Genomic DNA, 26,679 nt, shown 5'->3' with positions numbered 1-26,679 from the left:
GTGCTGGATCAGTCCTGGATGTCGGGCGGGGGTGCGCTGGGCGGTTTGGCGGTGAGCGAAGTGATCTTGATCAGCAGCGCCAGGTGGCCGCCGTCCAGGTAATTGAGCTGGTTGTTCTTGGTGCGTACGTCTTTCTGACTCAGGTGTTCGCTGGCGACCACGCTGCCGTTGCTGTCGAACTGATTGATCCAGAAGTCGGCATCGATATCGGTAAAGCGGCCCAGTTGCAGGCTCAACACCCCTTCGATCGGGAACTGGCCGAACTGCTCCGCACCGTCGGTGATCGCGACTTTCACCGGCTGGTCGCCCAGGGTCTGTTCCCAGGCCTTGTGCGCCAGCACGGTATAGCTGTTGTCGGCACTGAGTTTGTCGACAATGTTGTTCAGGCGCGGCGGGCTCATTTTATCGGTGCCCAGGCGCGCTGCGCCGGCATCCCAGTTTTCCGGCGCGGCACGGCTGTTGATCACCGGCTCTGCGTTCTGGCGCACCAGGATCATTTCCACCTGGTACGGGCTGTCGGCAAAGGCCGCCGGCGCCACGACCACCAACAACAGGCTCAACATGCGGAACAGGCGCATTGGGGCGTCCTTCAAGCAGATTTCGGGATGAGGCGCTCGAACAGCGCCTCCAATGTATTAAAGCGTTCTTCGGCGCGTTCCATCGGCACCATGAATTTGAACAGCGTAGCCCCTTCGAACTTGTAGCGGTTGGGCTGGCCCTGGATCAGCTTGATCAGCACCAGTGGGTCCACCGGCGTCTGTGCTTCGAACTCGATACGCCCGCCTTGCGGCCCGGCGTCGACTTTCTTGATGCCAAGCTGCTCGGCCTGCAATTTGAGCAGGGTCAGGCGCACCAGGTTCTTGGTCGGTTCCGGCAGCAGGCCGAATCGGTCGATCATTTCCACCTGCAGGTCCTTGAGGCCTTCTTCGTCAGTGGCCGAGGCGATGCGCTTGTACAGGATCAGCCGCGCATGCACGTCCGGCAGGTAGTCTTCAGGGATCAACGCCGGCAAGCGCAGGTTGATTTCCGGACCGCCACCCAGCGGTTGGTCGAGGTTCGGTTGCTCGCCCTTGCGGATGGCCTTCACCGCGCGTTCAAGCATTTCCATATAAAGGGTGAACCCCACCGCCTGGATCTGCCCGCTCTGGCCGTCGCCCAGCAGTTCGCCGGCGCCTCGGATTTCCAGGTCGTTGGTGGCCAGCACAAAGCCCGCGCCCAGGTCCTGAGTGTTGGCGATGGCTTCCAGGCGTTTCTCGGCGTCGCCGGTGATCTGTTGGCGCGGCGGCGTCAGCAGGTAGGCGTAGGCCTGGTGGTGACTGCGCCCGACCCGGCCGCGCAACTGGTGCAGCTGGGCCAGGCCGAACTTGTCGGCGCGCTCGATGATGATGGTGTTGGCGCTTGGCACGTCGATGCCGGTCTCGATGATGGTCGAGGCGATCAGCACGTTGAAGCGCTTGTGGTAGAAGTCGCTCATCACCTGTTCGAGTTCGCGCTCGCGCATTTGCCCGTGGCCGATGGCGATACGTGCCTCCGGCACCAGCTCGGCAAGGTCGGCGGCGCATTTCTCGATGGTCTTCACGTCGTTGTGCAGGTAGTACACCTGCCCGCCGCGCAGCAGTTCACGCAGCAGCGCTTCCTTGACCGTGCTCTTGTTCTGCTCCATCACAAAGGTGCGCACCGACAGGCGGCGCGCGGGCGGCGTGGCGATGATCGACAGATCACGCATGCCCGACACTGCCATGTTCAGCGTGCGCGGAATTGGCGTGGCGGTGAGGGTCAGGATGTCGACTTCGCTGCGCAGGGCCTTGAGCTGTTCCTTCTGGCGCACCCCAAAACGGTGTTCTTCGTCGATGATCACCAGGCCCAGGTTCTTGATCTTCACATCATCGGACAGCAGTTTGTGGGTGCCGATCACGATGTCGATCTTGCCTTCGGCCAAATCAGCGACCGCAGCATTCACTTCCTTGGCCGACTTGAAGCGACTCATCACTTCAACGGTCACCGGCCAGTCGGCAAAGCGGTCGCGGAAGCTGTTGTAGTGCTGCTGGGCGAGCAGGGTGGTGGGCACCAGGATCGCCACTTGCTTGCCACCGTGCACCGCAATGAAGGCCGCGCGCATGGCCACTTCGGTCTTGCCGAAGCCCACGTCGCCGCAGACCAGGCGGTCCATCGGCTTGGGTGCGAGCATGTCGGCACGCACCGCTTCGATGGTGGTTTGCTGGTCCGGGGTTTCTTCGAAGGCAAAGCCTGCGCTGAAGGTGGCGTAGTCGGCCTTCGGGTCGGCGAACGCATAACCTTCGCGAGCGGCGCGGCGTGCGTAGATGTCGAGCAGTTCGGCGGCGACATCGCGCACCTGTTCGGCGGCCTTGCGCTTGGCTTTTTGCCAGGTCTCGGAGCCAAGGCGGTGCAACGGCGCCAGGGCGTCGTCGCTGCCGGTGTAGCGCGCAATCAAATGCAGGTTGGCCACTGGCACGTAGAGCTTGGCGCCCTCGGCGTATTCCATGGTGAGGAATTCGGCGGCCTGGTTGTCGATCTCCAGCGTCTGCAAGCCCAGGTAGCGGCCCACGCCGTGGTCGATGTGCACCACCGGTGCGCCTTCGCGCAGCTCGGTGAGGTTCTTGATCACCGCATCGTTGTTGGCGTCGGCGCGTTTTTCACGGCGACGGCGCTGCATCACGCGCTGGCCGAACAACGGGCTCTCGGCGATCAAGGCTAGCGCCGGGTCGTCCAGCAGCAAGCCTTCATCCAGCGGTGCGATGGTGATCGCCAGGCGGTCTTTGCTTTTTACAAAGTCGGGCCAACTGTCGACGGTTTTCGGTCGCAGCTTCAGGCGTTCGAGCAGTTCCAGCAGCACTTCGCGGCGGCCGGCGGATTCGGCGGTGAACAACACACGGCCAGGGAAGTCACCGAGGAAGTTGGACAACGCTTCCAGGGGCTGGTTGGCCTTGGCCTGGATGGCCAGGTCTGGCAGCGTTTGCGCGGGAAAACGCTCGCGGCCGGCGCCACTTTCCACGTCCTGCTGGCTGGCGACCACGCGTGGCCAGCTTTTCAGGCGGGCGAAGCAGTCTTCCACCGGCAGGAACAGCTCGGCTGGCGGCAATAAAGGACGGGATGGATCGACGCGGCGCTCTTCATAGCGGTTGCGCACGTCGTTCCAGAAGTTTTCTGCAGCCTGTTCGATGCCCGGCAGCGAGAACACTTGGGTGTCCTGGGGCAGGTAATCGAACAGGGTGGAGGTTTCGTCGAAGAACAGCGGCAGGTAGTACTCGATACCGGCCGGTGTAATCCCGCTGCTTAAATCCTGAAAGATCGGGCAGCGACGGAAGTCCACGTCGAAACGTTCACGGAAGCGCGCCTTGAAGCGAGTGACCGCGTCTTTTTGCAGCGGGAACTCCCGCGCCGGCAGCAGCTTGACCGAGTCCACCTTGTCAATGGAACGTTGGTTTTCGGGGTCGAAGGTGCGCAGGGTCTCGATTTCGTCATCGAACAGGTCGATGCGGTAGGGCAGTTTGCTGCCCATCGGGAACAGGTCGATCAGCGCGCCACGCACGGCGAACTCACCGTGCTCGTACACCGTGTCGACGCAGCGGTAGCCACTGGCCTCCAGGCGCGTGCGCATCTGCTCGACGTCCAGCTTCTGGCCGACATCCAGTACCAGGCTGCTGCCCAGCAGGAACTTGGTCGGCGCCAAGCGGTGCAGCGCGGTGGTGATCGGCACCACCAGCACGCCGTGGGCCAGTTCCGGCAGGCGGTACAGGCTGGCGATGCGCTGGGAAATGATGTCCTGATGCGGCGAGAACAGATCGTAGGGCAGGGTTTCCCAGTCGGGGAAATGCAGCACCGGCAAATCGGGGGCGAAGAAGCTCAGCTCCTGCTCCAGCCGTTCGGCACTCTGGCTGTCGGCGGTGAGCAGCAGGGTAAAGCGCTTGGCTGCGCTGGCAGCCTCGGCAATGGCCAGGCTCAGGGCGGCACCGGGCAGGTTGCCCCAGTGCTGTTTGCCTGCCGCAGCAGGGAGAAGCGGTAGACGCAGGACGGGCACGGAAGGTTGAGCTCCAAGCGTTGCGACAAAGTCGGTAATTGTAACGGTCCGAGGCGCCGTCTGTCAGTTGCTGACTGAGCCTATTACGGTTTGTAGGAAATGTAGTGGCTAAGACAAACAATGCTGGGTTTTGACTCAATATGTAGTGTCAAAAAGCACGAGGTTTTCGGAGGGTTACGGACAAGTCACGCTGGCAGCCAACCAGGTGGCCTTCTGGAACCCGCGTATTTACTGGGCTGCAGAGGGGTGTCAATTTTTCGCAAGCACTTTTTGTTGCCTGGGGCGCATTGCTCCGGGGGCGACCGGGCGGCATAATGTAGCCCCTTTTTTCTGCCCCTACATGTGGAAGGTTCCCGTGACTCAGAAGCCCGACCAGTGTCTTGGTGAATGGATCGACCGTGAAGCACTCGCTGAAGCGATGATTCCGCTTATCGGTCAGCTGTACCGCAATAACAATGTGGTGAGCTCGATCTATGGCCGCAGCCTGATCAACCAATCAGTCATCGCGATTCTCAAGGCGCACCGCTTTGCTCGCCATCGCTCCGCCGACGACAGCGAACTCTCCGTCCACGAAACATTCCCCCTGCTCAAGGCCATGAGCGAGCTCAAGCTCGGCGCGGCTTCGGTAGACCTGGGCAAGCTGGCCTACAAATTCCGCAAAGAAGGCGCCGGCCGTACCGCCGAGCAGTTCGTGCGTGAAGAAATGGCTGAGGTGGTCGGCCAGCAAAACGCCGCCGCCCGCAAAGGCACCGATGTGGTGCTGTACGGCTTCGGTCGTATCGGCCGTCTGCTGGCACGCATCCTGATCGAAAAAACCGGTGGCGGCGACGGCCTGCGCCTGCGTGCCATCGTTGTGCGCAAAGGCGCCGAGAACGACCTGACCAAACGCGCGAGCCTCTTGCGTCGCGACTCGGTACACGGCCCGTTCAACGGCACCATCGTCATCGACGAAGAAAACAACACCATCACCGCCAACGGTAACCTGATCCAGGTGATCTACGCGAAGAACCCGACTGAGGTGGACTACACCCAGTACGGCATCAAGGACGCCCTGCTGGTGGACAACACCGGCGTATGGCGTGATGCCGACGGCCTGGGCCAGCACCTGGCCTGCCCGGGTATCGACCGCGTTGTCCTGACCGCACCGGGCAAGGGCAAGCTGAAGAACATCGTTCATGGCATCAACCACGGCGAAATCACCGCTGACGACAAGATCGTGTCCGCCGCTTCCTGCACCACCAATGCCATTGTGCCGGTGCTGAAGGCTGTGAATGACAAGTTCGGCATCGTCAACGGCCACGTCGAGACCGTTCACTCGTACACCAACGACCAGAACCTGATCGACAACTTCCACAAAGGCGATCGCCGTGGTCGTAGCGCCGCGCTGAACATGGTTATCACCGAGACCGGTGCTGCCACCGCTGCTGCCAAGGCCCTGCCTGAGCTGGCTGGCAAACTGACCGGTAACGCGATCCGCGTGCCGACGCCAAACGTGTCGATGGCCATTCTCAACCTGAACCTTGAGAAAGCCGCCACCCGTGAAGAGATGAACGAGTACCTGCGCTACATGGCGCTGCACTCCGATCTGCATAAGCAAATCGACTTCGTCAACTCGCAGGAAGTGGTCTCCACCGACTTCGTAGGCTCGCGCCACGCCGGTGTGGTGGACGCCGAGGCGACCATTACCCAGGACAACCGCGTTGTCCTGTACGTGTGGTACGACAACGAGTTCGGCTACAGCTGCCAGGTGGTTCGCGTGATGGAAGACATGGCCGGGGTCAACCCGCCGTCGTTCCCGCGCTAAGCATCAGCGCTGAATGAAAAAGCCCCGACTGGTTCGGGGCTTTTTTATGCCTGTTGGATTTGTGTTGATTGGTAGGGCCTCATCGCAGGCAAGCCAGCCCCCACATTTGGATCTGTGAATACCTTCAAATGTGGGCGCTGGCTTGCCTGCGATGACGGCTCATCAGGCGCCACCGACTACAGAAGCCTGCGCGGTCCTCAGCTCATGCCGATTGCCTTTAAACAGCACCAGCGTCGCAATCAATCCCAACACCGCCGCACCACTCAACCAAATCCCTGGCGCCGCCTTGTTATCCAGCACATGGATCAGGTAGGTACACGCCGCTGGCGTAAACCCACCAAAGGTCGCCGTCGCCAGGCTGTAGGCCAAGGAAAACCCGGTGGTACGCACTTCCACCGGCATGATCTCGGTGAGCGCCACCACCATTGCGCCGTTGTACGAACCGTACAGGAACGACAGCCACAACAGCACGATCAGCAAATGGCTGAAACTCGGGTTGACCACCAGCCACGACAGCGCTGGGTAGGCCGTAAGAATCGCCAGAATCGTCGCACCCAGCAGCAGGGGCTTACGCCCGATCTTGTCGGACACAGCCCCCATCACCGGCAACCAGATGAAGTTGGAGATGCCTACGCACACCGTCACCAGCAATGCATCGAAGTCCGACAGGTGCAGCTCGGCTTTGCCAAAGGTCGGGGTGTAGGCGGTGATCAGGTAGAACGACACGGTGGTCATCACCACCAGCGCCATGCCGGCGATGACGACGCCGAAATTCTGACCGATAGAGCGGACGATTTCCTGCAGGGTAGGGCGGTGCTTGCGTGCCTGGAATTCAGGGGTTTCTTCCAGGGAGCGGCGAATCACGAAGATCACCGGCACGATCAGGCAGCCGATCAGGAACGGTACGCGCCAGCCCCAGTCGCCCATTTGTTCGGGGCTGAGCCAGTGGTTCAGGCCCACGCCCAGCAAGCCGGCGAACACCACGGCGGCCTGTTGGCTGGCCGACTGCCAACTGACGAAGAAGCCCTTGCGGCCGGCCGTGGCGATTTCCGCCAGGTACACCGACACACCGCCCAGCTCGACGCCGGCCGAGAAGCCCTGCAGCAAGCGGCCGAACAGCACCAGCAGCGGCGCGGCGACCCCCAGTGTGGCGTAGCCGGGCACGCAGGCGATGAGGATGGTACCTGCGGCCATCAGCGCCAGCGTGATCACCAGGCCTTTCTTGCGGCCGTGACGGTCGATGTAGGCGCCGAGGAAGATGGCGCCGAGGGGGCGCATGAGGAAGCCGGCGCCGAAGGTCGCCAGGGACAGCATCAGGGAGGCAAAGGCGCTGTCGGTGGGGAAGAAGGTCTTGGCAATGGCCGTGGCGTAGAAGCCGTAGACCATGAAGTCGAACATCTCGAGGAAGTTACCGCTGACAACGCGAAAAATCGCTTTGCCTTTGCCCGTTGAAGTGGACATGTCATTCACTCATCTTGGCTATCTTATTAGTGATTCCCTGGTCGCTGTTCGTCCTTGCGGTGTTTTGTAACCATATGTGTATTGGCCACTACCCGCAACAGAAACCGATAGCAAGCTGACTAAATGCGCGAATGCCATTGTCGATAGAGAACGCTGTGGGAGCTGGCTTGCCTGCGATTGCAGTGTGTCAGTCAGCCAATGAATGGCTGACCCACCGCTATCGCAGGCAAGCCAGCTCCCACATGGGTTCTTTGGTGTTTTTACAAGCGGTGATTAATTCAGGAGAGTGTTTCTCAGGCTATCGGACAGGCCTTTGGGCGCGAGCCAGATGCCGAGGTAAGCCTTTGCCAGTTCGTCGTTGCGACTGCTGAACACCACCTGGTCATTGATCTCCAGGTTCAGGCCGCGTCCGGGACGAACATCCAGGGCGTAGCGGTCGCCGCTTTGGATGTCGCGGAAACGGGCATGCAGTTGATCCAGTTCCGGCTTCAGGCGGGCAAGGGTTGCGCTTGTTTGCTGGCGTTCGAGGGCCGTGGTGGCGGCCTTGATCACGTCGTTGCGGTCGATGTTGCGAAAGTAGTACAGCGCCAGGCGCAGATCCTTCTGCCCGTCCCACGCCTGCTTCGCGCTGAGATTGGCCGGGGTGTATAGCGCAGCGGCGTACACATCGGCCCAGAGATAGACCAGCACGGCCTGGTTTTTCAGCGCCAACGCGTGGGATTGGGTGGGGAAGTTGGCCTGCTTGAGGCGGTCTGCTTCACTGGCCTGCACCGTGATCGACAACATCAGCAATAAACAGAAAACGACATGCCGCATAATGGCTCGTCCTGCAAAGGTGCGTGCCGACAGTGTAATTGCAATTTCCTAAGCGTGTAGTTAAGGCAATACTGGCCTACGACGCGACCAAGGGTTAATGTGCGCGGCGTTGAGCCTTATATAGACTGTGCCCCGGTTCACACACTTGAGCCAAATTGTCCTTCATGACCGCTGGCCGCGGCATGATTTAGCCTGGCGTCCAACCGTACGCCTGGCCTGTTCTGAGGAGTACGCATGGCTGTCTACAACTACGACGTGGTGGTACTGGGTTCCGGCCCGGCTGGAGAAGGTGCGGCGATGAACGCCGCGAAGGCAGGGCGCAAGGTGGCGATGGTCGATAGCCGTCGCCAGGTCGGCGGTAACTGCACCCACCTGGGTACCATCCCGTCCAAGGCCTTGCGTCACTCAGTGCGCCAGATCATGCAGTTCAACACCAACCCGATGTTCCGGGCCATTGGTGAACCGCGCTGGTTCTCGTTCCCGGACGTGCTTAAAAGCGCCGAGAAAGTCATTTCCAAGCAAGTGGCCTCGCGCACCGGTTACTACGCGCGTAACCGTGTCGACCTGTTCTTCGGCACCGGCAGCTTCGCCGACGAGCAAACCGTTGAAGTCGTGTGCTCCAACGGCGTGGTCGAAAAGCTGGTGGCCAAGCACATCATCATCGCCACCGGTTCGCGCCCGTATCGCCCGGCCGATATCGATTTCCACCACCCGCGTATCTACGATAGCGACACCATCCTGAGCCTGGGCCATACCCCGCGCAAACTCATCATCTACGGCGCCGGCGTGATCGGTTGCGAATACGCCTCGATCTTCAGCGGCCTGGGTGTACTGGTGGAGCTGGTGGACAACCGCGACCAGTTGCTGAGCTTCCTCGACTCGGAAATTTCCCAGGCGTTGAGCTACCACTTCAGCAACAACAACATCACCGTGCGCCACAACGAAGAGTACGAGCGGGTCGAAGGCCTGGACAACGGGGTGATCCTGCACCTCAAGTCCGGCAAGAAGATCAAGGCCGACGCCTTGCTGTGGTGCAACGGCCGTACCGGCAACACCGACAAGCTGGGCATGGAAAACATCGGGGTCAAGGTCAACAGCCGTGGCCAGATCGAGGTGGACGAGAACTACCGCACCTGCGTGCCAAACATCTACGGCGCCGGTGACGTGATCGGTTGGCCGAGCCTGGCCAGCGCCGCCCATGACCAGGGCCGTTCGGCCGCTGGCAGCATCGTCGACAATGGCAGCTGGCGTTATGTGAACGACGTGCCGACCGGGATCTACACGATTCCCGAGATCAGCTCCATCGGCAAGAACGAGCACGAACTGACCAAGGCCAAGGTGCCTTATGAAGTGGGCAAGGCGTTCTTCAAGAGCATGGCGCGTGCGCAGATCGCCGGTGAGCCGCAAGGCATGCTGAAGATCCTGTTCCACCGCGAGACCCTGGAAGTTCTCGGCGTGCATTGCTTCGGCTACCAGGCCTCGGAGATCGTGCACATCGGCCAGGCCATCATGAACCAGCCGGGTGAGCAAAATACCCTCAAGTATTTCGTGAACACCACGTTCAACTACCCGACCATGGCTGAAGCCTATCGGGTAGCGGCCTACGACGGCCTCAACCGGCTTTTTTGAGCGGCTCCGGCCGGTGGCCTGAGCCGGCCGGGGAGACCGATTTCAGTAATTCTCGAGGGTGGCAGTGGCCAAACCGGGAAAGTCTGTAATCAGGCTATCTACGCCGAAGTCGGCGAGCCTGCGCATCAGCGCAGGTTCGTTGACCGTCCACACGGACACGTGCAAGCCCTGGCGCTGGGCTTTTTCCAGACGCTCAGGGGTGCACAACGTCCAGTTCAGCGCCAGAATCTCGCAGCCGTAGTTTTGCGCGACCTTCAGCGGGTCGAGCCAGGCGTATTCGGCGACCAGGCCGCGTGACAGGTCCGGGGTGAGTTCAACCGCCGCTTTCAGCACTTCCCGCGAACTTGAGGTCACGGTGACCTTGTCCATCAAGCCATGACGCACGGCCATCTCGCGGATTGCCAGTACGGTGGTTGCCGCGCGGGTGCGCGAAGCGCTTTTGACTTCCAGTTGCCAGTGATCGAAGTCGCACTGTTCGAACAACTCTTCCAGACGCGGAATCGGGCACGGCTTGACCCATCCAGGGCCGCCTTTGCGTGCGTCCATCTTCACCAGGTCCGCCGCCGAGTACTCGACGACTTTGCCGCGCCGGTCGGCGGTGCGTTTGAGGGTTGGGTCGTGGATGACCATCAGCTCGCCGTCCATGGACAGGTGCAGGTCCAGTTCGCAACGGCGCACGCCGTGCTTGAGGCACTCCTGAAAGCTGGTCAGGGTATTTTCCGGTGCTTCGCCTTTGGCACCGCGGTGGCCGTAAATCAGGGTCACAGTTGCTCCTATGCGCCAGGGTGTCTGGCGGGGTGAATACGTATTCAGGTGTCTTTGGCGTCGCTTTGTTCCCGCGCCAGGCGTCGTTCCTGGGCTTGTTTCTGCAGGATGTAGCGGGCGAGCAGTTGGCGTTGGGCGTCGGTCATGGACTCGAACTCCGTGCCTACGTCAAAACCATTGCCCTTGGGGTCGCAGTGGGTGACCCGTGCGCGCAGCAGCAGGCCAAGCGCCTGGGGCATCAGCACCAGCTTGACCGCCAGGTGCGCGCCGGTGGCGAGCGGGGTAGGGTGCTGGAAGTCGATGCCGCCTTCGGAAATGATCACCGGCTGCGGTGCGCCGACCTCGTCCAGCAGGCCGCGGGCCATGATCTGGCTGAGTAAATCGAGGCGTTTGTTCTGCACTTTGAGGAAGGCGGCGAGGCTGCGGTCCTTCTCGCTGATCTGGCGCAACAGGTGCTGGGCTTCGAATTCGCTGAGGTGCAGTTCGCTGAGCAGATTGAACAGCGGCGAATCATCCAGCAACACTTCCTTGCTCGCCGCTTCGGGGGTGGAGAGGCTTTTGATTTGAAGTGCGATCATGTCGTCGATACGGTAGTATTCGCGGCGTTCTTCTTCATCTAATGTCGACATGGCGAACCCCAGGTAACGGTGATGGTCAGAGTGTAAAGCTGCTTACCAGACCCCGCCACCGGGACGTCTTCTTTTCCTCCGAACAAGCCCCGACATGTTCAGACCTCTCTTCGTATTTATCGGCACGCGTTATACCCGTGCAAAGCGCCGCAATCATTTTGTGTCGTTCATTTCCTTGACCTCGATGATCGGGCTCGCCTTGGGCGTGGTCGTGATGATCGTGGTGCTGTCGGTGATGAACGGCTTCGATCATGAGATGCGCACCCGCGTGCTGGGCATGGTGCCCCACGCGACCATCGAAGGCGATGCGCCCATCAGCGACTGGCAAAGCCTGGCCGAGAAGGTCAAGCAGAACCCCAAGGTGCTGGCCGTCGCGCCGTTCACCCAGATGCAGGGGCTGCTGACCAACGACGGCAAGGTGCAGAAGATCCTGCTCAATGCCATCGACCCGGCCCAGGAGCGCAAGGTCTCGATCATCGACAAGTTCATGCTCTCGGGCAAACTCGATGACCTGGCGCCCGGCGAGTTCGGCATCGTGATCGGCGACAAGGCCGCAGCCAAACTGGGTGTGGGCCTGGGCGACAAGCTCACCTTCGTTGCCCCGGAAGTCACCGTGACCCCGGCCGGCATGTTCCCGCGCATGAAGCGCTTCACCGTGGTCGGCACCTTCCACGTGGGCGCCGGCGAGATCGACGGGTACCTGGGCCTCACCAACCTCACCGACCTGGCCCGCCTGCACCGCTGGCAGCCGGACCAGGTGCAGGGCCTGCGCCTGAAGTTCAACGACCTGTTCGATGCGCCGCGTGCCTCGTGGGAAATCGCCCAGCATTTGGGTGAGTCCCAGTACTACGCTCGCGACTGGACCCGCACCCACGGCAACCTGTACCAGGCCATCCGCATGGAAAAAGCCATGATCGGCCTGCTGCTGTTGCTGATCGTTGCGGTGGCGGCCTTCAACATCATCTCCACGCTGGTGATGGTGGTGAACGACAAAAAGGGCGATATCGCGATTCTGCGCACCCTTGGCGCCACGCCAGGGCAGATCATGGCGATCTTCATGGTGCAGGGCACCGTGATTGGCGTGGTCGGCACCTTGATCGGCACCGCCGTCGGCATTTTGGCCGCGCTGAACGTCAGCGCCGCCATCGCCGCCCTCGAAACCCTGATCGGCCACAAGTTTCTCAACGCTGACGTCTACTTCATCGACTACTTGCCGTCCCAGGTTCAGGCCCAGGACGTGTTGATGGTGGGCGGCGCCGCGTTGGTCCTGAGTTTCCTTGCTACCCTGTATCCAGCCTGGCGCGCGGCACGCACCCAGCCAGCACAGGCCTTACGTTATGAGTGAATCGGGCATGAGTGAAAAAGCAATCCTGAGCTGCCGCAACCTGGGCAAATCCTACGAGGAAGGCCCTGAATCGGTGGTGGTGTTGTCAGATCTGCAACTGGAGTTGCACCCGGGCGAGCGCGTGGCGATCGTCGGCAGTTCCGGTTCCGGCAAAAGTACCTTGCTGAACCTGTTGGGCGGCCTTGATACGCCGTCCAAGGGCAGCGTATGGCTGGCGGGTGAAGAACTGTCGGCCTTGGGCGAAAAGGCCCGTGGCCAGTTGCGCAACCGTTCCCTCGGTTTTGTGTACCAGTTCCACCACCTGCTGCCGGAGTTCACCGCCCTGGAAAACGTGTGCATGCCGCTGCTGATCGGCAAGACCGCGATCCCGGAAGCCCGCCAGCGCGCCAAGGCGCTGCTGGAGCGCGTCGGTTTGGGCCACCGCCTGGAGCACAAACCGGCTGAACTGTCGGGTGGCGAGCGCCAACGTGTGGCGATTGCCCGCGCCCTGGTGAACAACCCGGGCCTGGTGATGCTCGACGAGCCTACCGGCAACCTCGACTCCCACACTGCCCAGGGCATCAAGGATTTGATGCTGGAGCTGAGCACCCAGATGCGCACTGCGTTCCTGGTGGTGACCCATGACATGAGCATGGCCCGCCAGATGGACCGTGTATTGCACCTGCAGGAAGGTCATCTGGTCGCCATCTGACCTGTTTCAAGCCCGGTGCCAGGCACCGGGTTTTCTATTTTTCCAACGGTGCCCGCGAATGTTCAGACCGTTATCGATTTTCATCGGCACGCGCTATACCCGCGCCAAGCGCCGCAACCGTTTTGTCTCGTTTATCTCGATGACCTCGATGATCGGCCTCGCCCTGGGCGTGCTGGCAATGATCGTGGTGCTGTCGGTGATGAACGGCTTCCAGCGTGAAATGAGCTCACGCATCCTCGGCATGGTGCCCCACGCCACCATCGTTGGCGTGAACCCCATCGACGACTGGCAGCCGGTGGCTGCTGCCGCCATGAAGAACCCGGAAGTGACCGCTGCCGTGCCGTTCACGCAGATGGATGGCATGTTCTCCTACAAAGGCGCGATGCAGCCGATCGAGATCAGCGGCGTCGACCCGGACCAGGAAGGCAAGGTGTCGATCGTGGCCCAACACATCGTGCGAGGCAGCCTGCAAGACCTCAAGGCCGGTGAGTTCGGCGTGGTCATTGGCGACATCACCGCGCGCCGTTTCCGCTTGAATGTGGGCGACAAGCTCACCCTGATCGTGCCGGAAATCAGCACTGCCCCGGGCGGCATCACCCCGCGCATGCAGCGTTTGAACGTGGTCGGTATCTTCAAGGTCGGCGCTGAACTGGACGGTTCCATGGCGCTGATCAACATGGCCGATGCCGCCGAGATCCAGCATTGGCAGCCCAACCAGGTGCAAAGCGTGCGTCTGGCGGTAAAAGATTTGTACGCAGCCCCCAAGGTTTCGGCGGACATCGCTGCCAGCCTGGGCGCAGCCTATAAGCCGGATGACTGGACCCACACCCAGGGCAGCCTGTTCAGCGCAATGAAAATGGAAAAGACCATGATCGGCCTGCTGTTGCTGATGATCGTGGCCGTGGCCGCGTTCAACATCATCGCCACCCTGATCATGGTAGTGAACGACAAGGGCGCAGACATCGCGATCCTACGCACCATTGGCGCCACGCCCCGGCAGATCATGGCGATCTTCATGGTGCAGGGTACGGTGATCGGTATCGTCGGCACCCTCATCGGCGGCGTGCTGGGCGTGATTGCAGCGTTGAACGTGAGTGAATTGGTGGGCTGGATGGAGCGGGTGACCGGCCAGCATATCTTCAGTTCGGACGTGTACTTTGTCAGCAACCTGCCTTCGGAGCTGCAGGGTGGGGATGTGGTGCTGATCTGCACGGCCGGGTTTGTGTTGAGCTTTCTGGCGACGTTGTACCCGGCGTATCGGGCGGCGAAGATTGAGCCGGCGCATGCGCTGAGATATTCGTAGTATTTAAGACAGCTTTCGCGAGCAAGCCCGCTCCCACATTCGACCGAGTCCATTTTTTGGAATGCAGTCAAAATGTGGGAGCGGGCTTGCTCGCGAAGAGGCCGTCACGGATTGCATCAATCTATCTTGGGCAGCTCAATCACAAACCGTGTCCACCCCACCCCAGACTCACAAAAAATCCTCCCCCCATGGGCCCGCACGATCGATTGGGTAATCGCCAACCCCAATCCTGCATGCTCACTGCTGCCTTCACGGCGCGCCGGGTCCGCCCGGTAGAACCGATCAAACAACCTCGGCAGCAGTTCCGCTGGAATGCCTTCCCCGGTGTTCTCCACCGATAGCCTCACCCCATCCTCCAAGCGCACGCGTACTTCGCCGCCCGGCGGGGTAAACCGCAACGCGTTATCCAGCAGATTCGACAATGCCCGGCGCAACATCCCGCGATCGCCCGTGGTATGGGCAGTGCCCTCGCGTACCAGGCTGACGTGCCCGTCTTCCGCCAGCAGCGCGAAGAACTCCAGCAGCGCATCGACCTCATCCTCCAGCGCCAAGGTTTCGCACTTGGGCACCAGCAAGCCGTGATCCGCCTTGGCCAGGTACAACATGTCATTGACCAACTGCGCCATCCATTGCAGCTCTTCGAGGTTGCTGTGCAGCGCTTCGCGGTATTCCTCCAGTGGGCGTGGCTGGGTGAGGATGACCTGGGTCTGGGTCAGCAGGTTCGACAACGGCGTGCGCAGTTCGTGGGCGATGTCGGCTGAGAACGCCGAGAGGCGCTGGAACGCATCGTCCAGGCGGCCGAGCATGGCGTTGAAGGTTTGGGCCAATTCGGCCAGTTCCGCGGGCATTTGCTGCTGCGGCAGGCGCTGAGTCAGCGAATGGGCCGACACGCTGGCGGCCACTTCGCCCATGCGCCGCAAGGGCCGCAGCCCACTGCGCGCCGCCCAGGCGCCGAGCAGTGCAGTGGCCAGGGCCGAGAGGCCGACGGTGAGCCAGATCAGGTGCTGCATGCGTTGCAGGAAATGCTGGTGGTGGGTGATGTCGAGCATCAGGGTGAGTTGCGGCGAGTTGGCTTGGCCGGCGATCAATGGCGCGTTGTAGACGCGATAGTCGGTGCCGGCATTTTGCAGGCTATGCAGGCCGGGCGCCGTCGGCAGGGCGACATCCGGCGCGCCGTCGAACCAGCGTTTCCCGGCCGCAGTGATGCGCAGGGCAAGGTCTGGTTGGCGGTTGAGTTCGGTGCGCAACTGCGCTTCTCGCTCGGCGAAAGACGCGGCGGAGTCGACCCCTTGCAACGTGCTGCGCAACGCTACCAGCTTGCTGTCGAGCAATTGTTGGTCCAGCTCGATAAAGTGCGCCTCGCTGGCGTGGTTGAACAACACGCCTGCCAACAACGACACCACGGCGGTGCAGCCGGCAAACAGCAGCGCCAGGCGGCTTGCCAGGGACAGGCGCTTGATCAATTGAGGCGCTCCTCCAGCACATAGCCCATGCCGCGCACCGTATGGATCAGTTTGTTGGGATAGTGGTCATCGACTTTCAGGCGCAGGCGGCGGATCGCAACCTCGATGATGTTGGTGTCGCTGTCGAAGTTCATGTCCCACACCTGGGAGGCAATCAGCGATTTGGGCAGCACCTCGCCCTGGCGTCGCAACAGCAGTTCCAGCAGGGAAAATTCCTTGGCGGTGAGGTCGATGCGTTGGCCGTCGCGCTCCACGCGGCGGCGGATCAGGTCCAGGCGCAGGTCAGCCAGTTGCAGTGCGGTTTCCTGGGGCGTGCTGCTGCCACGGCGCAACAGGCTGCGCACCCGAGCGAGCAGTTCGGAAAAGGCAAAGGGTTTGACCAGGTAGTCGTCGGCGCCCAGTTCCAGGCCATGGACGCGGTCTTCCACGGCGTCGCGGGCGGTGAGAAACAGCACCGGGATATCCAGGCCGGCACTGCGCACGGCCTGGAGAATTTGCCAGCCGTCGCGGCCGGGCAGCATCACGTCGAGGATCAGCAGGTCAAAGTCGCCGGTCAGCGCCAGGTGCTGGCCCGTGATGCCGTCGGCCACCAGTTCGGTGGTAAAGCCAGCCTCGGCCAGGCCCTGGCGCAGGTAATGGCCGGTCTTGGGTTGGTCTTCGACGATCAGCAGTTTCATGGGCAACTCTTGGCAACGGGTGACGACGGGCTTTATACCGTGGGTGGCGGGGCAGGAGCGCAACCTTACAAAGTTGTAATCTAGCAGTCAGCTGGCTGGCAGCGGCGCAATCTTAGAGTGCTCCCCTGGCCAGTCATACATTTTTGGAGAAGAGCGATGGCGTTGCGTACACCCCTGTTGTTGGCGGGTTGCCTGTTGGCGTTGAGTGTTGATGCGATTGCCGACGCTGCCCACACGTATTCGTTTGGCCAGCCGGCAACGGCCGATAAAGCCACGCGCACTGTGGAAGTGACGCTGCAGGATATTTCCTTTTCGCCCAAGTCCCTGGACGTAAAAGCCGGCGAAACAGTGCGCTTTGTGCTGGTCAACAAAGGCCAGTTGCTTCACGAATTCAACCTGGGCGACGCGGCGATGCATGCCGAGCACCAGAAGGAAATGCTGCAGATGCAGGCCAGCGGCATGCTCACCGCCACCGGCATGGGCAAAATGGACCACAGCGCCATGGGCCACGGTGAGATGGGCGGCATGAAGCATGATGACCCCAACAGCGTGCTGGTGGAGCCCGGTAAAACCGCCGAGCTGACCTGGACGTTCACCAAGGCCACGGGCCTGGAGTTTGCCTGCAACCTCCCGGGGCACTACCAGGCGGGCATGGTGGGCAAGCTCAACGTCGATTGATCCGGCGGCGCTTAGGCGCGGGGGCAAAGGCTGGTAGACTGGCGCGGTTTATTTAGCCAGGTTTCCGCCATGCATCCCGCAGCCGAACATTCGCCGCTGGGCAAGTCCAGTGAATACATCTCCACCTACACCCCGTCATTGCTGTTTCCGATCCCTCGCGCCGCCAAATGGGCCGAGCTGGGCCTGAGCGCCGAGACCCTGCCTTACAAGGGTGTGGATTTCTGGAACTGCTTCGAACTGTCCTGGCTGCTGCCGTCGGGCAAGCCGGTGGTGGCCATCGGCGAGTTCAGCATACCGGCCGACTCGCCGAACATCATCGAGTCCAAGTCCTTCAAGCTGTACCTCAACTCGCTGAACCAGACCGCATTCGCCGACACGGCGAGCCTGGAAGCCACCCTGCGCACTGACCTCAGCGCAGCCGCCGGCAAGCCCGTGACCGTGCGTATTCGCACACTGGCCGAGATCGAGGCTGAAGGCGTGATGGCCTTGCCGGGCGTGTGCATCGACGACCTGGATATCAACGTCAGCAGCTATGAACATCCGCGCCCGGAACTGCTGCGCTGCGATGATTCGCGTGTTGTAGAGGAGAGCGTGCACAGCCACCTGCTCAAATCCAACTGCCCGGTCACCAGCCAGCCGGATTGGGGGAGTGTGGTGGTGGAGTACCGTGGTTCGGCACTGGATCACGCCAGCCTGCTCGAGTACATCGTGAGCTTTCGCCAGCACTCGGACTTCCATGAGCAGTGTGTGGAGCGGATCTTCCTCGACCTGCAGCGCCTGCTGAAGCCGGAGAAGTTGACGGTGTATGCGCGGTATGTGCGCCGGGGTGGGTTGGATATCAACCCGTACCGCAGCACTGAGGATGTGGCGTTCCAGAACGTGCGCCTGGCTCGCCAATAAACATCACCCCAAACTGACTGTGGGGGCTGGCTTGTGTGGGAGCTGGCTTGCCTGCGATGCAGACACCTCGTTTTTTCAGTTGCGCTGAGGTGATGCTATCGCAGGCAAGCCAGCTCCCACAAAGGCCAGCCCTCACATTGAGGTCTGCGGTTGAGTTTGATCGGGATCAGATGCCGATATTGCCCAAGGTGATCATGATATTGCGCAACGTCCCGGAAATGACCGGGTGCTCAGCGTCGAATTCTATGGCGGCTTGGTTCACATCGTCGGAGATGCTGGGCGTTTGAGTCGCCGGCTCGAGTTCAAGCTGCAATTCAAACTTGGCAATCAAGGCTTCCAGCGCTTCACGTTTTTCTTCCGACAGCGGCGGTTCCTGTTCCAACTGCCCGCGCAGGATTTCGACCTGTTCTTCCAGTTTTTTGCGATCAGGCATGACGTGTTTCCTTTTATCGATAGGCACTGGCATAGACCACGGCACGCCGAGAAAGGTCTACGGGCTGACCTGTAGATTAATCCACTGGCGCCGAGCGTGCATGATCCGTGTCAGGGCTTCTCGCCTTTGAGCTGGCGCAGGCTGATATCGGCCAGGCAGGTGCCCAGTTCACCCAGGTGATCGATCACCGAATGAACCCCCAGGCCGTACAGCGCCACGGTGGCCTTGCCGCGCTTGTGCTCGCGTTGTTGCTCGGTGAGTGCCTGCCATTGCTCGGGCGCCAGGCCGCACAAGGAGCCGCAGGACGCCAGGCCGATGGTCCACAAGCCGGCATTCAGGCCGGCTTGCAGCAAGCGTGGCTCGCCGCTGACCAGGACACAGCCTTCCAGGCGCTCGATATTCAGTTCCATCAAGGCTTGCCAGCAGGCGTTTGGCGCAGGCCAGCGGATAGCGGAGGGGGAAGTGGCTTTAATCCACTTGGGCAGTGTGGCAGCCAGTGGGGTGGTGACTGTGGCGGGTAGCTCGTCCAGCCAGGCACAGGGGATGCCTTGCTCCTTGAGGCTACGCAGGATGGCCAGGGCACCGGGCGTGGCTTGGGAATCGGGGGCGGGGGCGTCGGTGCGCGCCTGGGAACCGAAATCCACCAAGCAGCCACTCAGGCCAAATAGCACGGCAGTCAATGAGGGAGCGCTGGTGACGGCAATTTCGGCGTGAGGCATTTCGAGATCCCTGAAATAGCTGTGACGCTATCGGGATCGGATGACAAGGGGATGACACTTATGAGTAATTGTAGGGATTTTGTGCATTTATCATTAAGACAATTCCTACCGACTGCCTAATTTGACACTTCCGTCATATACTGACGGTCTTATTCAGGGCATAGCGCCCATGACAGACTATTCAAGGAGCCAAAGCTATGCGCTGGAGCCACTACATCGCTCAGCTATCTGTGTGTGCCACTGTTCTATTGGCCCCATTTGCCGCCCAGGCCGCGTCGGAAGACGACCCATGGGAAAGCTTCAACCGCCCGATCTTCACCTTCAACGACACCGTTGATACCTACGCGCTCAAGCCATTGGCCCAGGGTTACCAGTTCGTCACCCCGCAATTCGTGCAGACTGGCATCCATAACTTCTTCCGCAACATCGGCGATGTCGGCAACTTTGCCAACGACGTATTGCAGCTCAAGCCTCACGCGGCGGGCGTCGACACGGCTCGTTTGCTGGTGAACACCACCTTTGGCGTGCTGGGTTTCATTGATGTGGGCACCAAAATGGGCCTGCACCGCAACGACGAAGACTTCGGCCAAACCCTCGGCTACTGGGGCGTCGGCAGCGGTCCTTACGTGATGCTGCCACTGCTGGGCCCAAGCACCCTGCGTGACGCACCGTCCAAATACGTCGACAGCTACACCCAACCGTACCGCTACATGAACGACATCGGCTGGCGTAACAGCACCTTCGGCCTGAACATTGTCGATACCCGTGCCAGCCTGCTCGACAGCGAGAAGCTGATCACCGGCGACAAGTACACCTTCATCCGTAACGCTTACCTGCAGAACCGTGAGTTCAAGGTCAAGGACGGCAAGGTGGTCGACGACTTTTAAGTCGTGATGTTTTGAAATGAAAAAGGCGACCCAGTGGTCGCCTTTTTTGTGTGCGGCTTTTTAGTGCATCTTCAGGATCTTCAGGCCCAGGTGCTGGTCTTCACCGCTGGCCTTGGTCCAGACCACTTCGGTATCGGCCTCCAGGCCCCTGAGAGCGGCGTGCACCGAGTCGATACGCACGGTGAGCCTGTCACCCACCTGGAACTGGCGAGGAGCCTGCACCTGCATGCCGGAGCTGGAAAGGTCCACGCAAACCCCGGCAATCTCCTGCCCGGCGTGGATCAGTGACACATCGGCATCCACTCGCATGCGGATGAAATCGCGTTTTTCGGCGTAGTCGCGCTCGTGTTCGCTCACAGGTTCCATCCTTACTTTGTGTTGTGGTTGTTGCTGTTCTTATAACTCCCGGTGATTTGCGGTGTAAAGACGCTCGGCGACCATCGGCATGAGCTTGAAACCCCTGGCGGATGGGAGTACCGTCTGCGCCTTAGAAGGGCACCTCTGCTTTACTGTTGTGCGTGGGCCAAAAGCCCGTGCTTTGTAGGACAGAGTGGCTAGAAAGCGAATCCAGTACGTGAGCCCGGCCATTGTCGAGCCACCTACGCCAACCTAATTCTGGCGCCGTTTGCCCACATGCAAAAAACCAGTGCCACGCTGCTGATAATCGATGACGACGAAGTAGTGCGCGCGAGCCTCGCGGCCTATTTGGAAGACAGTGGCTTCAGCGTCCTGCAGGCCGGTAACGGCCAACAGGGTCTCCAGGTGTTCGAGCGCGACAAGCCCGACCTTGTGATCTGCGACCTGCGCATGCCCCAGATGGGCGGCCTCGAGCTGATTCGCCAGGTGACCGACCTTGCCCCACAGACGCCCGTGATCGTTGTGTCCGGTGCCGGGGTGATGAACGATGCCGTCGAGGCCTTGCGTCTGGGCGCGGCCGATTACCTGATCAAGCCTCTCGAAGACCTGGCTGTGCTGGAGCACTCGGTGCGTCGTGCGCTGGACCGTGCACGCCTGCTGCTGGAAAACCAGCGTTACCGCGAAAAGCTCGAAACCGCCAACCGCGAACTCGAAGCCAGCCTGAACCTGCTCCAGGAAGACCAGAACGCCGGTCGCCAGGTGCAGATGAACATGCTGCCGGTCAGCCCCTGGACCATCGACGACTTCCAGTTTGCTCACCAGATCATCCCGTCGTTGTACCTGTCGGGTGATTTTGTCGACTACTTCCGCGTCGATGAGCGGCGTGTCGCGTTCTACCTGGCCGACGTGTCCGGCCACGGAGCTTCCTCTGCTTTTGTGACCGTGTTGTTGAAGTTCATGACCACACGGCTGCTGTTCGAATCCAAGCGCAATGGCACCTTGCCGGAGTTCACCCCCTCCGAGGTGCTGGGCCACATCAACCGAGGCCTGATCAGCTGCAAGCTGGGCAAGCACGTGACGATGGTCGGCGGCGTGATCGATGAAGAAACCGGTCTTTTGACCTACAGTATTGGCGGTCACCTGCCGATGCCTGTTTTATACACTCCTGACAGTGTGCGTTACCTGGAAGGGCGTGGCCTGCCGGTGGGCTTGTTCAATGAAGCCACCTACGAAGACCACATCCTGGAGCTGCCGCCGACCTTCAGCCTCACGCTGATGTCCGACGGTATCCTGGACCTGCTTCCAGAGCCTACACTCAAGGAGAAAGAAGCCGCCTTGCCTCAAAAGGTCAAGTCGGCGGGCGGCAGCCTGGATGGCCTGCGGCAAGTGTTTGGATTGGCCACGCTAGGGGAGATGCCGGATGATATCGCCCTATTGGTGTTGAGCAGGAATCTTTGATGAGTACCGGAAGAATCCAATTCGCCGAGCAAGACGGGACCTTCGTCCTGAAGTTTGTCGGTGAAGTGCGCCTGACCTTGTGTTCGGCGCTGGATGCGACGATTGAGCGGATCTTCACAGCGCTGAATTTCTCGGCGATCGTGATCGATCTGACCGAAACCCGCAGCATCGATAGCACCACCCTTGGGCTGTTGGCCAAGTTGTCCATTCTGTCTCGGCAGAAGGTCGGCCTGTTGCCTACGGTCGTCACCACCCACGAAGACATCACCCGTCTGCTGCAGTCCATGGGCTTCGACCAGGTGTTCAACATCGTTGACCGCCCGATCCCTTGCCCGGAATGCCTGACCGACCTGCCATCCCAGGACCAGTCCGAGGAAGTGGTGCGGGTCAAGGTGCTGGAAGCGCACAAGATCCTGATGGGCCTCAACGAGTCCAACCGCGAAGCCTTCCACGACCTCGTCAACGCCCTCGAGCGCCACTGATTTTACTGTTGGAATACATTCCAAATGTACTGAGTTCGACTTCAGGTCGGTGAAAGACAAAAAAGGGCGGCACCCGCAAAGGTGCCGCCCTTTTTGCAACCGCCGCCTTTTACAACTTGGCAGTCAGCAATGCCTCCAGCTTCTCCTGGTCCCGAGCAAACTGACGAATCCCCTCCGCCAGCTTCTCGGTCGCCATCGCATCCTCGTTGGATTCCCAACGGAACTGCGCTTCAGTCAAATGCACCCGCGCTTCACCGGCATGGCCTGGCGACAGCTTGCGCTCCAGCTTGCCTTCGTCGGCAGCCAACTTCTCCAGCAGGTCCGGGCTGATGGTCAGGCGATCACACCCGGCCAGCTCTTCGATCTGGCTCAGGTTGCGGAAGCTTGCCCCCATCACCACGGTCTTGTAGCCATTGGCCTTGTAGTAGTTGTAGATGCGCGTCACCGACTGCACGCCCGGATCATCCGCGCCGGTATAGTCGTTGCCGTTGGCTTTCTTGTACCAGTCGTAGATACGGCCCACGAACGGCGAAATCAGGAACACGCCTGCTTCAGCACACGCCACGGCCTGGGCGAAGGAGAACAGCAGGGTCAGGTTGGTCTGGATGCCTTCTTTTTCCAGCTTCTCTGCAGCGCGGATGCCTTCCCAGGTGGACGCGATCTTGATCAGCACGCGGTCACGGCCAACGCCGGCCTTTTCGTACAAGTCGATCAGACGGTGCGCACGCTTGAGAATGGCCGCTTCGTCGAACGACAGGCGGGCATCCACCTCAGTGGAAATGCGACCCGGTACTACCTTCAGGATCTCCTGACCCACAGCTACCGCAAAACGGTCGCTGGCCAGGCCCACGTCACCGTTGCAGTCCTTTACAGCCTCATCCAACAACGGCGCATACGCCGAAATCGACGCGGCCTTGAGCAGCAGGGAAGGGTTGGTGGTGGCGTCTTGAGGCTTGAGTTTGGCGAGGGTGGAAAAATCGCCGGTATCGGCTACGACAGTCGTGAATTGCTTGAGTTGTTCCAGCTTGGAAGTCATGGGCGTGCTCTGTCCTATGGGTCTGATGACATTACCCGAGCGCCGACAGGCGCTCAAGGGCGCAAATGCGTTCGATCGTTTGCGAGGGCAACATCCTGAAAACAGCCGTTTGAAACACCGGCCTACCTGCTCAATAGGAGGCCAAATCGGCCAGCAGGTTCAACCCAAATGCCCTCCAGACAACCCGCCCCCCTGTAGGCGCTGGCTTGCCAGCGATAGCGCCTTCACTGTCACCGCAATCCTGCCGTCATAGGGGGTTGAGTTACGACAGCTTCAACTTCTGCTTGGCAACCAGCAAGGCACTGATGCTAAGTGCCGCCGCCAGGATCAGATAAAAACTCGGCGCCAACTGCGACCCGGTCAGCGCGATCAGCCCCGTGGCAATCACTGGCGCAAAGCCCCCAAAGATCGTCACTGACAGGTTGTAGCTCAACGACATGCCCGTCACCCGGGTACGGATCGGGAACACATCGGCCATGAGTGAGGCCAGCGGTGCAAAGTACACGGCCTTGATCAGCGCCATCATCGAGACGACGAGCAATAACGACGTTGCACTCGGCACTTTGTTCAGCCAGACGAAGGCCGGGAAAATACTCAGGATGTAGATGATCGAAGCCCAGAGCATGATCTTGATACGGCTGACGAACCCGGCGATGAAACCGACAACGGGTGTCACCAGGGTCAGGATCAGGCCGCCGGTCAGCGTCGCCAGAAAGCCCGACGACTGTGGAATGTTCAACGTGGTTGACGCATAGGACGGCATGTACTTCATCATGAAGTTGGACGCCGTCGACACGATCAGCACGCCCATCGCGACCAGCAGCAATGTCTTCTGCGAAACAAACACCTCCCTTAGCGGCTGTGAACCCGGCTCGCTTTCCTTGAAATCAGGCGACTCATCCACCGTACGGCGGATATAAAGACCCACCGGGCCCAGAATCAAACCGAAGAAAAACGGCACCCGCCAACCCCATTCGAGCATCTGATGATCATCCAGATTGGTCGTCAGGAAGTAGCCGAACAACGAGGCGATCACCACGCCAAAGCCTTGACTGGCAAATTGCAGGCTCGCGACAAAGTTACGCGTCTTTTGCGGCGCGTGTTCCATCATGAACGCGGTTGAGCTACCGAACTCGCCGCCGGCGGAGAACCCTTGCAGCAGGCGCGCAAACAGGATTCCGAGGGGGGCGATGACCCCGATAGCGGCATAGCTGGGCATCACCGCGATCATCGCCGTGCCGATCAGCATCAGCAATATGGACAGGCTCAAGGCTTTCTTACGACCTTGCCGGTCGGCATAGGAGCCCAGTACCGCAGCACCCAGCGGGCGAATCAGAAACGAAATGCCGAACGTTGCGAACGCCAGAAACAGCGACACTGCCGGGTCCGTTGCGGGGAAGAATACCTTGCTGATGGTTAACGCAAAGTAGGCGTAGACCGACAAGTCAAACCATTCAAGGGTGTTGCCGATCAAGGCGGCACCGACCGGTTTCCATAGGGGCTGTGCTTGTTCGATGGCGGGTGTGGACGACAGCGCTGTCATGTTCGACGCTCCTGGTTTTTGTAAGTGTGTGAGCGGCAGGGATAAAAGGTGGATCAGGGCCCTGTTTTTTATGCGCGGGCTTGCGCCCTATCGCCCAGTTCCCAGAACAGTGCGGTCATGATTTGCAGGCCTTCCAGCACCACCGAACCCAGCAGGTGTTCATCCGGCGCATGTTGCGAACAGCCGGGGTAGGAATGTGGAATCCACAAGGTCGGCAACCCCAATACATCAGCGAAAATGTCGTTGGGCAGCGTACCGGCAAGGTTCGGCAGTACGGCGATCGGCCTCGGTGTGGTGTCGCTGATGACCTTTTTTGCGAAGCGCACCCAGGGATTGTCAGGGTCTAACCGAGTGCTGGGCGTGCAGCGATCAACGACGATGTTGACGCCGTGAAAGCCCTCAGCATCCAAGTGCTGGCGCAGCAGGTGCTCCAGGTTCTTCCAGTCTGTACCGACCACAAAGCGCAATTGGCAATGCGCAATCGCCGACGGTGGAATGGCATTCACCGGCTTGGCCGGATTGCCCGCCGTGAACGCGAGAACTTCCAGGGTATTCCAGCCAAAGAGCCGTTCACCCAAGGTGAGGCCAGGCTCACCCCAGTCAACATCCAGAGGTCGGCCGAGGGAATGTTGATCAATGCCCAAGTCGTGGATGGCTTCGCGCACTGCGTCGGGTATGGAGGAGGGCACCAGCCCCCGGCACAGAATACGGCCGTCCTGATTCACCAGGCTGGCCAGTGCGTTGGCCAGCACCACGGCCGGGTTGGACATCACGCCGCCCCAGTTGCCAGAGTGCAAGCCCTTGTCGCGTGCCTGCACCTCAAGGGAAAACAGCGCCGAGCCGCGAGAGCCGAGAAAAATCGTCGGGCGGTTGTCACTCAGGCGCGGGCCGTCCGAGGCGATGAATACATCGGCTTGCAGCAGTTGGCGATGCTCCGTGCAGGCCTCGCGCAACCCGGGCGAGCCACACTCTTCACCGGTCTCGAACAGCACCTTGACGTTAAACCCCAGCCGCCCCTCGCGGGCGTTGATCACCGCCTCCAATGCCGTCAGGTTAATGCTGTGCTGGCCTTTGTTGTCGGCGGTACCGCGGCCATACCAACGGTCGCCTTCCACGGTCAGCGCCCACGGGTTAAGGCCTTCACGCCATTGCTCGGCATAACCGAGCACCACATCGCCATGCCCATAGGTCAGCACCGTTGGCAAGTCCGCGCCTTCATGACGCGAAGCAAACAGCAGTGGGCCCGCGCCCTTCGGGTTCTCAAGGGCCTGGCATTCAAAACCCATTCGCTCCAGCGCCGGTTGTATTTCCTCTTGCAGGTACCGTGTCAATTCCGGCGCTTGGCCGGGGGCCTGGCTTTCACTGCGAATAGCGACCCGGCGACGCAAGTCGGCTTCGAAATGACCGTCAGTGAAGGCGTGGCGAACACTGTCGAGGGCGTGTTGCTTGGACATGAGCGTTCCGATAAGGGCTGAGTGATTCAGGCCAATATAGAAGTCGCCCATCGCACTGTATATTGCTGTTTTTTGAAGACTGGCTTCTAATTAATAGATGCCTTTATGCG

The 26,679-nt window shown here is 60.6% G+C and carries 24 protein-coding genes; 10 read left to right on the top strand and 14 right to left on the bottom strand.

Going from position 1 to position 26,679, the window contains the following annotated elements; translation table 11 throughout:
* Positions 1–8: 8 nt before the first annotated feature.
* Positions 9–578, bottom strand: a complete 570-nt coding sequence (locus tag ACVWVP_RS10715; RefSeq protein WP_178921497.1) for a CsiV family protein — start codon at positions 576–578, stop codon at positions 9–11.
* Positions 579–589: 11 nt separating this feature from the next.
* On the bottom strand, positions 590–4,039 hold the full coding sequence (gene mfd, locus ACVWVP_RS10710) for a transcription-repair coupling factor (RefSeq protein WP_457405712.1): 3,450 nt from the start codon (positions 4,037–4,039) through the stop codon (positions 590–592).
* A 340-nt stretch (positions 4,040–4,379) separates the two neighbouring features.
* Here mfd and ACVWVP_RS10705 point away from each other — a divergent pair, with 340 nt between their 5' ends.
* A complete protein-coding gene (locus tag ACVWVP_RS10705; RefSeq protein ID WP_259173432.1) occupies positions 4,380–5,843 on the top strand; it encodes a glyceraldehyde-3-phosphate dehydrogenase in 1,464 nt (487 codons plus the stop codon).
* A gap of 162 nt (positions 5,844–6,005) precedes the next feature.
* Here ACVWVP_RS10705 and tcuC read toward each other — a convergent pair whose 3' ends face one another.
* Complete coding sequence (gene tcuC / locus ACVWVP_RS10700) at positions 6,006–7,304, bottom strand: MFS transporter (RefSeq protein ID WP_176995348.1); 1,299 nt, start codon at positions 7,302–7,304, stop codon at positions 6,006–6,008.
* A 273-nt stretch (positions 7,305–7,577) separates the two neighbouring features.
* A complete protein-coding gene (locus ACVWVP_RS10695) occupies positions 7,578–8,120 on the bottom strand; it encodes a chalcone isomerase family protein (RefSeq protein ID WP_178921491.1) in 543 nt (180 codons plus the stop codon).
* 234 nt (positions 8,121–8,354) lie between these two features.
* Between ACVWVP_RS10695 and sthA the strand changes: the two genes are divergently transcribed.
* Positions 8,355–9,749 (top strand): Si-specific NAD(P)(+) transhydrogenase, encoded by a 1,395-nt coding sequence (gene sthA, locus ACVWVP_RS10690; protein WP_016971429.1) that lies wholly within the window; start codon positions 8,355–8,357, stop codon positions 9,747–9,749.
* 42 nt (positions 9,750–9,791) lie between these two features.
* Here the strand turns inward: sthA and ACVWVP_RS10685 are convergent, their stop codons facing one another.
* Positions 9,792–10,514 (bottom strand): glycerophosphodiester phosphodiesterase, encoded by a 723-nt coding sequence (locus ACVWVP_RS10685; protein ID WP_176995351.1) that lies wholly within the window; start codon positions 10,512–10,514, stop codon positions 9,792–9,794.
* A 44-nt stretch (positions 10,515–10,558) separates the two neighbouring features.
* Complete coding sequence (locus tag ACVWVP_RS10680; RefSeq protein WP_176995352.1) at positions 10,559–11,143, bottom strand: PilZ domain-containing protein; 585 nt, start codon at positions 11,141–11,143, stop codon at positions 10,559–10,561.
* Positions 11,144–11,237: 94 nt separating this feature from the next.
* Between ACVWVP_RS10680 and ACVWVP_RS10675 the strand changes: the two genes are divergently transcribed.
* The 3 genes from ACVWVP_RS10675 to ACVWVP_RS10665 are packed head-to-tail and all read left to right on the top strand — an operon-like array spanning position 11,238 to position 14,482.
* Entirely contained in the window at positions 11,238–12,488 is a 1,251-nt protein-coding gene (locus tag ACVWVP_RS10675; protein WP_178921486.1) for a lipoprotein-releasing ABC transporter permease subunit, read from the top strand.
* Between the two features lie 7 nt (positions 12,489–12,495).
* Entirely contained in the window at positions 12,496–13,179 is a 684-nt protein-coding gene (gene lolD / locus ACVWVP_RS10670; protein WP_163000979.1) for a lipoprotein-releasing ABC transporter ATP-binding protein LolD, read from the top strand.
* A gap of 58 nt (positions 13,180–13,237) precedes the next feature.
* The gene (locus ACVWVP_RS10665; protein ID WP_176995355.1) at positions 13,238–14,482 is read left to right on the top strand and encodes a lipoprotein-releasing ABC transporter permease subunit; all 1,245 of its coding nucleotides are present in this window, start codon (positions 13,238–13,240) and stop codon (positions 14,480–14,482) included.
* A gap of 116 nt (positions 14,483–14,598) precedes the next feature.
* Here the strand turns inward: ACVWVP_RS10665 and ACVWVP_RS10660 are convergent, their stop codons facing one another.
* Both ACVWVP_RS10660 and ACVWVP_RS10655 read right to left on the bottom strand, forming a co-directional pair.
* A complete protein-coding gene (locus ACVWVP_RS10660; protein WP_457405708.1) occupies positions 14,599–15,945 on the bottom strand; it encodes a heavy metal sensor histidine kinase in 1,347 nt (448 codons plus the stop codon).
* Positions 15,942–16,622, bottom strand: coding sequence for a heavy metal response regulator transcription factor (locus tag ACVWVP_RS10655; RefSeq protein ID WP_176995357.1), 681 nt, complete (start codon positions 16,620–16,622; stop codon positions 15,942–15,944). Before ACVWVP_RS10655 ends, ACVWVP_RS10660 begins: the two co-directional genes overlap by 4 nt.
* A 156-nt stretch (positions 16,623–16,778) precedes the next feature.
* Between ACVWVP_RS10655 and copI the strand changes: the two genes are divergently transcribed.
* Both copI and queF read left to right on the top strand, forming a co-directional pair.
* Positions 16,779–17,300 carry a copper-resistant cuproprotein CopI gene (gene copI / locus ACVWVP_RS10650; protein ID WP_259173428.1) on the top strand — a complete coding sequence of 174 codons (522 nt, stop codon included), beginning with the start codon at positions 16,779–16,781 and terminating at the stop codon, positions 17,298–17,300.
* A 69-nt stretch (positions 17,301–17,369) separates the two neighbouring features.
* The gene (gene queF, locus ACVWVP_RS10645; RefSeq protein ID WP_178921161.1) at positions 17,370–18,200 is read left to right on the top strand and encodes an NADPH-dependent 7-cyano-7-deazaguanine reductase QueF; all 831 of its coding nucleotides are present in this window, start codon (positions 17,370–17,372) and stop codon (positions 18,198–18,200) included.
* A gap of 166 nt (positions 18,201–18,366) precedes the next feature.
* Here queF and ACVWVP_RS10640 read toward each other — a convergent pair whose 3' ends face one another.
* Both ACVWVP_RS10640 and ACVWVP_RS10635 read right to left on the bottom strand, forming a co-directional pair.
* Positions 18,367–18,633 (bottom strand): DUF4404 family protein, encoded by a 267-nt coding sequence (locus ACVWVP_RS10640; RefSeq protein ID WP_005786202.1) that lies wholly within the window; start codon positions 18,631–18,633, stop codon positions 18,367–18,369.
* Between the two features lie 110 nt (positions 18,634–18,743).
* Entirely contained in the window at positions 18,744–19,352 is a 609-nt protein-coding gene (locus ACVWVP_RS10635; RefSeq protein WP_457405703.1) for an HAD family phosphatase, read from the bottom strand.
* A gap of 197 nt (positions 19,353–19,549) precedes the next feature.
* Here ACVWVP_RS10635 and ACVWVP_RS10630 point away from each other — a divergent pair, with 197 nt between their 5' ends.
* On the top strand, positions 19,550–20,239 hold the full coding sequence (locus ACVWVP_RS10630; RefSeq protein WP_457405701.1) for an MlaA family lipoprotein: 690 nt from the start codon (positions 19,550–19,552) through the stop codon (positions 20,237–20,239).
* A gap of 60 nt (positions 20,240–20,299) precedes the next feature.
* Here the strand turns inward: ACVWVP_RS10630 and ACVWVP_RS10625 are convergent, their stop codons facing one another.
* Positions 20,300–20,596, bottom strand: a complete 297-nt coding sequence (locus ACVWVP_RS10625; protein WP_178921156.1) for a PilZ domain-containing protein — start codon at positions 20,594–20,596, stop codon at positions 20,300–20,302.
* A gap of 276 nt (positions 20,597–20,872) precedes the next feature.
* On the opposite strand from ACVWVP_RS10625, the gene rssB reads away from it, so the two are divergent.
* Positions 20,873–22,054, top strand: a complete 1,182-nt coding sequence (gene rssB, locus ACVWVP_RS10620) for a two-component system response regulator RssB (RefSeq protein ID WP_178921154.1) — start codon at positions 20,873–20,875, stop codon at positions 22,052–22,054.
* Entirely contained in the window at positions 22,054–22,536 is a 483-nt protein-coding gene (gene rssC / locus ACVWVP_RS10615) for an anti-sigma factor antagonist RssC (protein WP_003172602.1), read from the top strand. The genes rssB and rssC overlap by 1 nt, the downstream gene beginning before the upstream one ends.
* 109 nt (positions 22,537–22,645) lie before the next feature.
* On the opposite strand, the gene tal is transcribed toward rssC, so the two are convergent.
* The 3 genes from tal to ACVWVP_RS10600 all read right to left on the bottom strand — a co-directional run bounded on the left by tal (position 22,646) and on the right by ACVWVP_RS10600 (position 26,569).
* Positions 22,646–23,572 (bottom strand): transaldolase, encoded by a 927-nt coding sequence (tal, locus tag ACVWVP_RS10610; RefSeq protein ID WP_178921152.1) that lies wholly within the window; start codon positions 23,570–23,572, stop codon positions 22,646–22,648.
* 262 nt (positions 23,573–23,834) lie between these two features.
* Complete coding sequence (locus ACVWVP_RS10605) at positions 23,835–25,115, bottom strand: MFS transporter (protein WP_457405698.1); 1,281 nt, start codon at positions 25,113–25,115, stop codon at positions 23,835–23,837.
* 68 nt (positions 25,116–25,183) lie between these two features.
* Positions 25,184–26,569 (bottom strand): M20 family metallopeptidase, encoded by a 1,386-nt coding sequence (locus ACVWVP_RS10600; RefSeq protein WP_457405696.1) that lies wholly within the window; start codon positions 26,567–26,569, stop codon positions 25,184–25,186.
* Positions 26,570–26,679 lie beyond the last annotated feature (110 nt).

It is taken from the genome of Pseudomonas sp. TE24901 (assembly GCF_054058375.1).
This window is presented reverse-complemented; position numbering and strand designations above follow the sequence as displayed.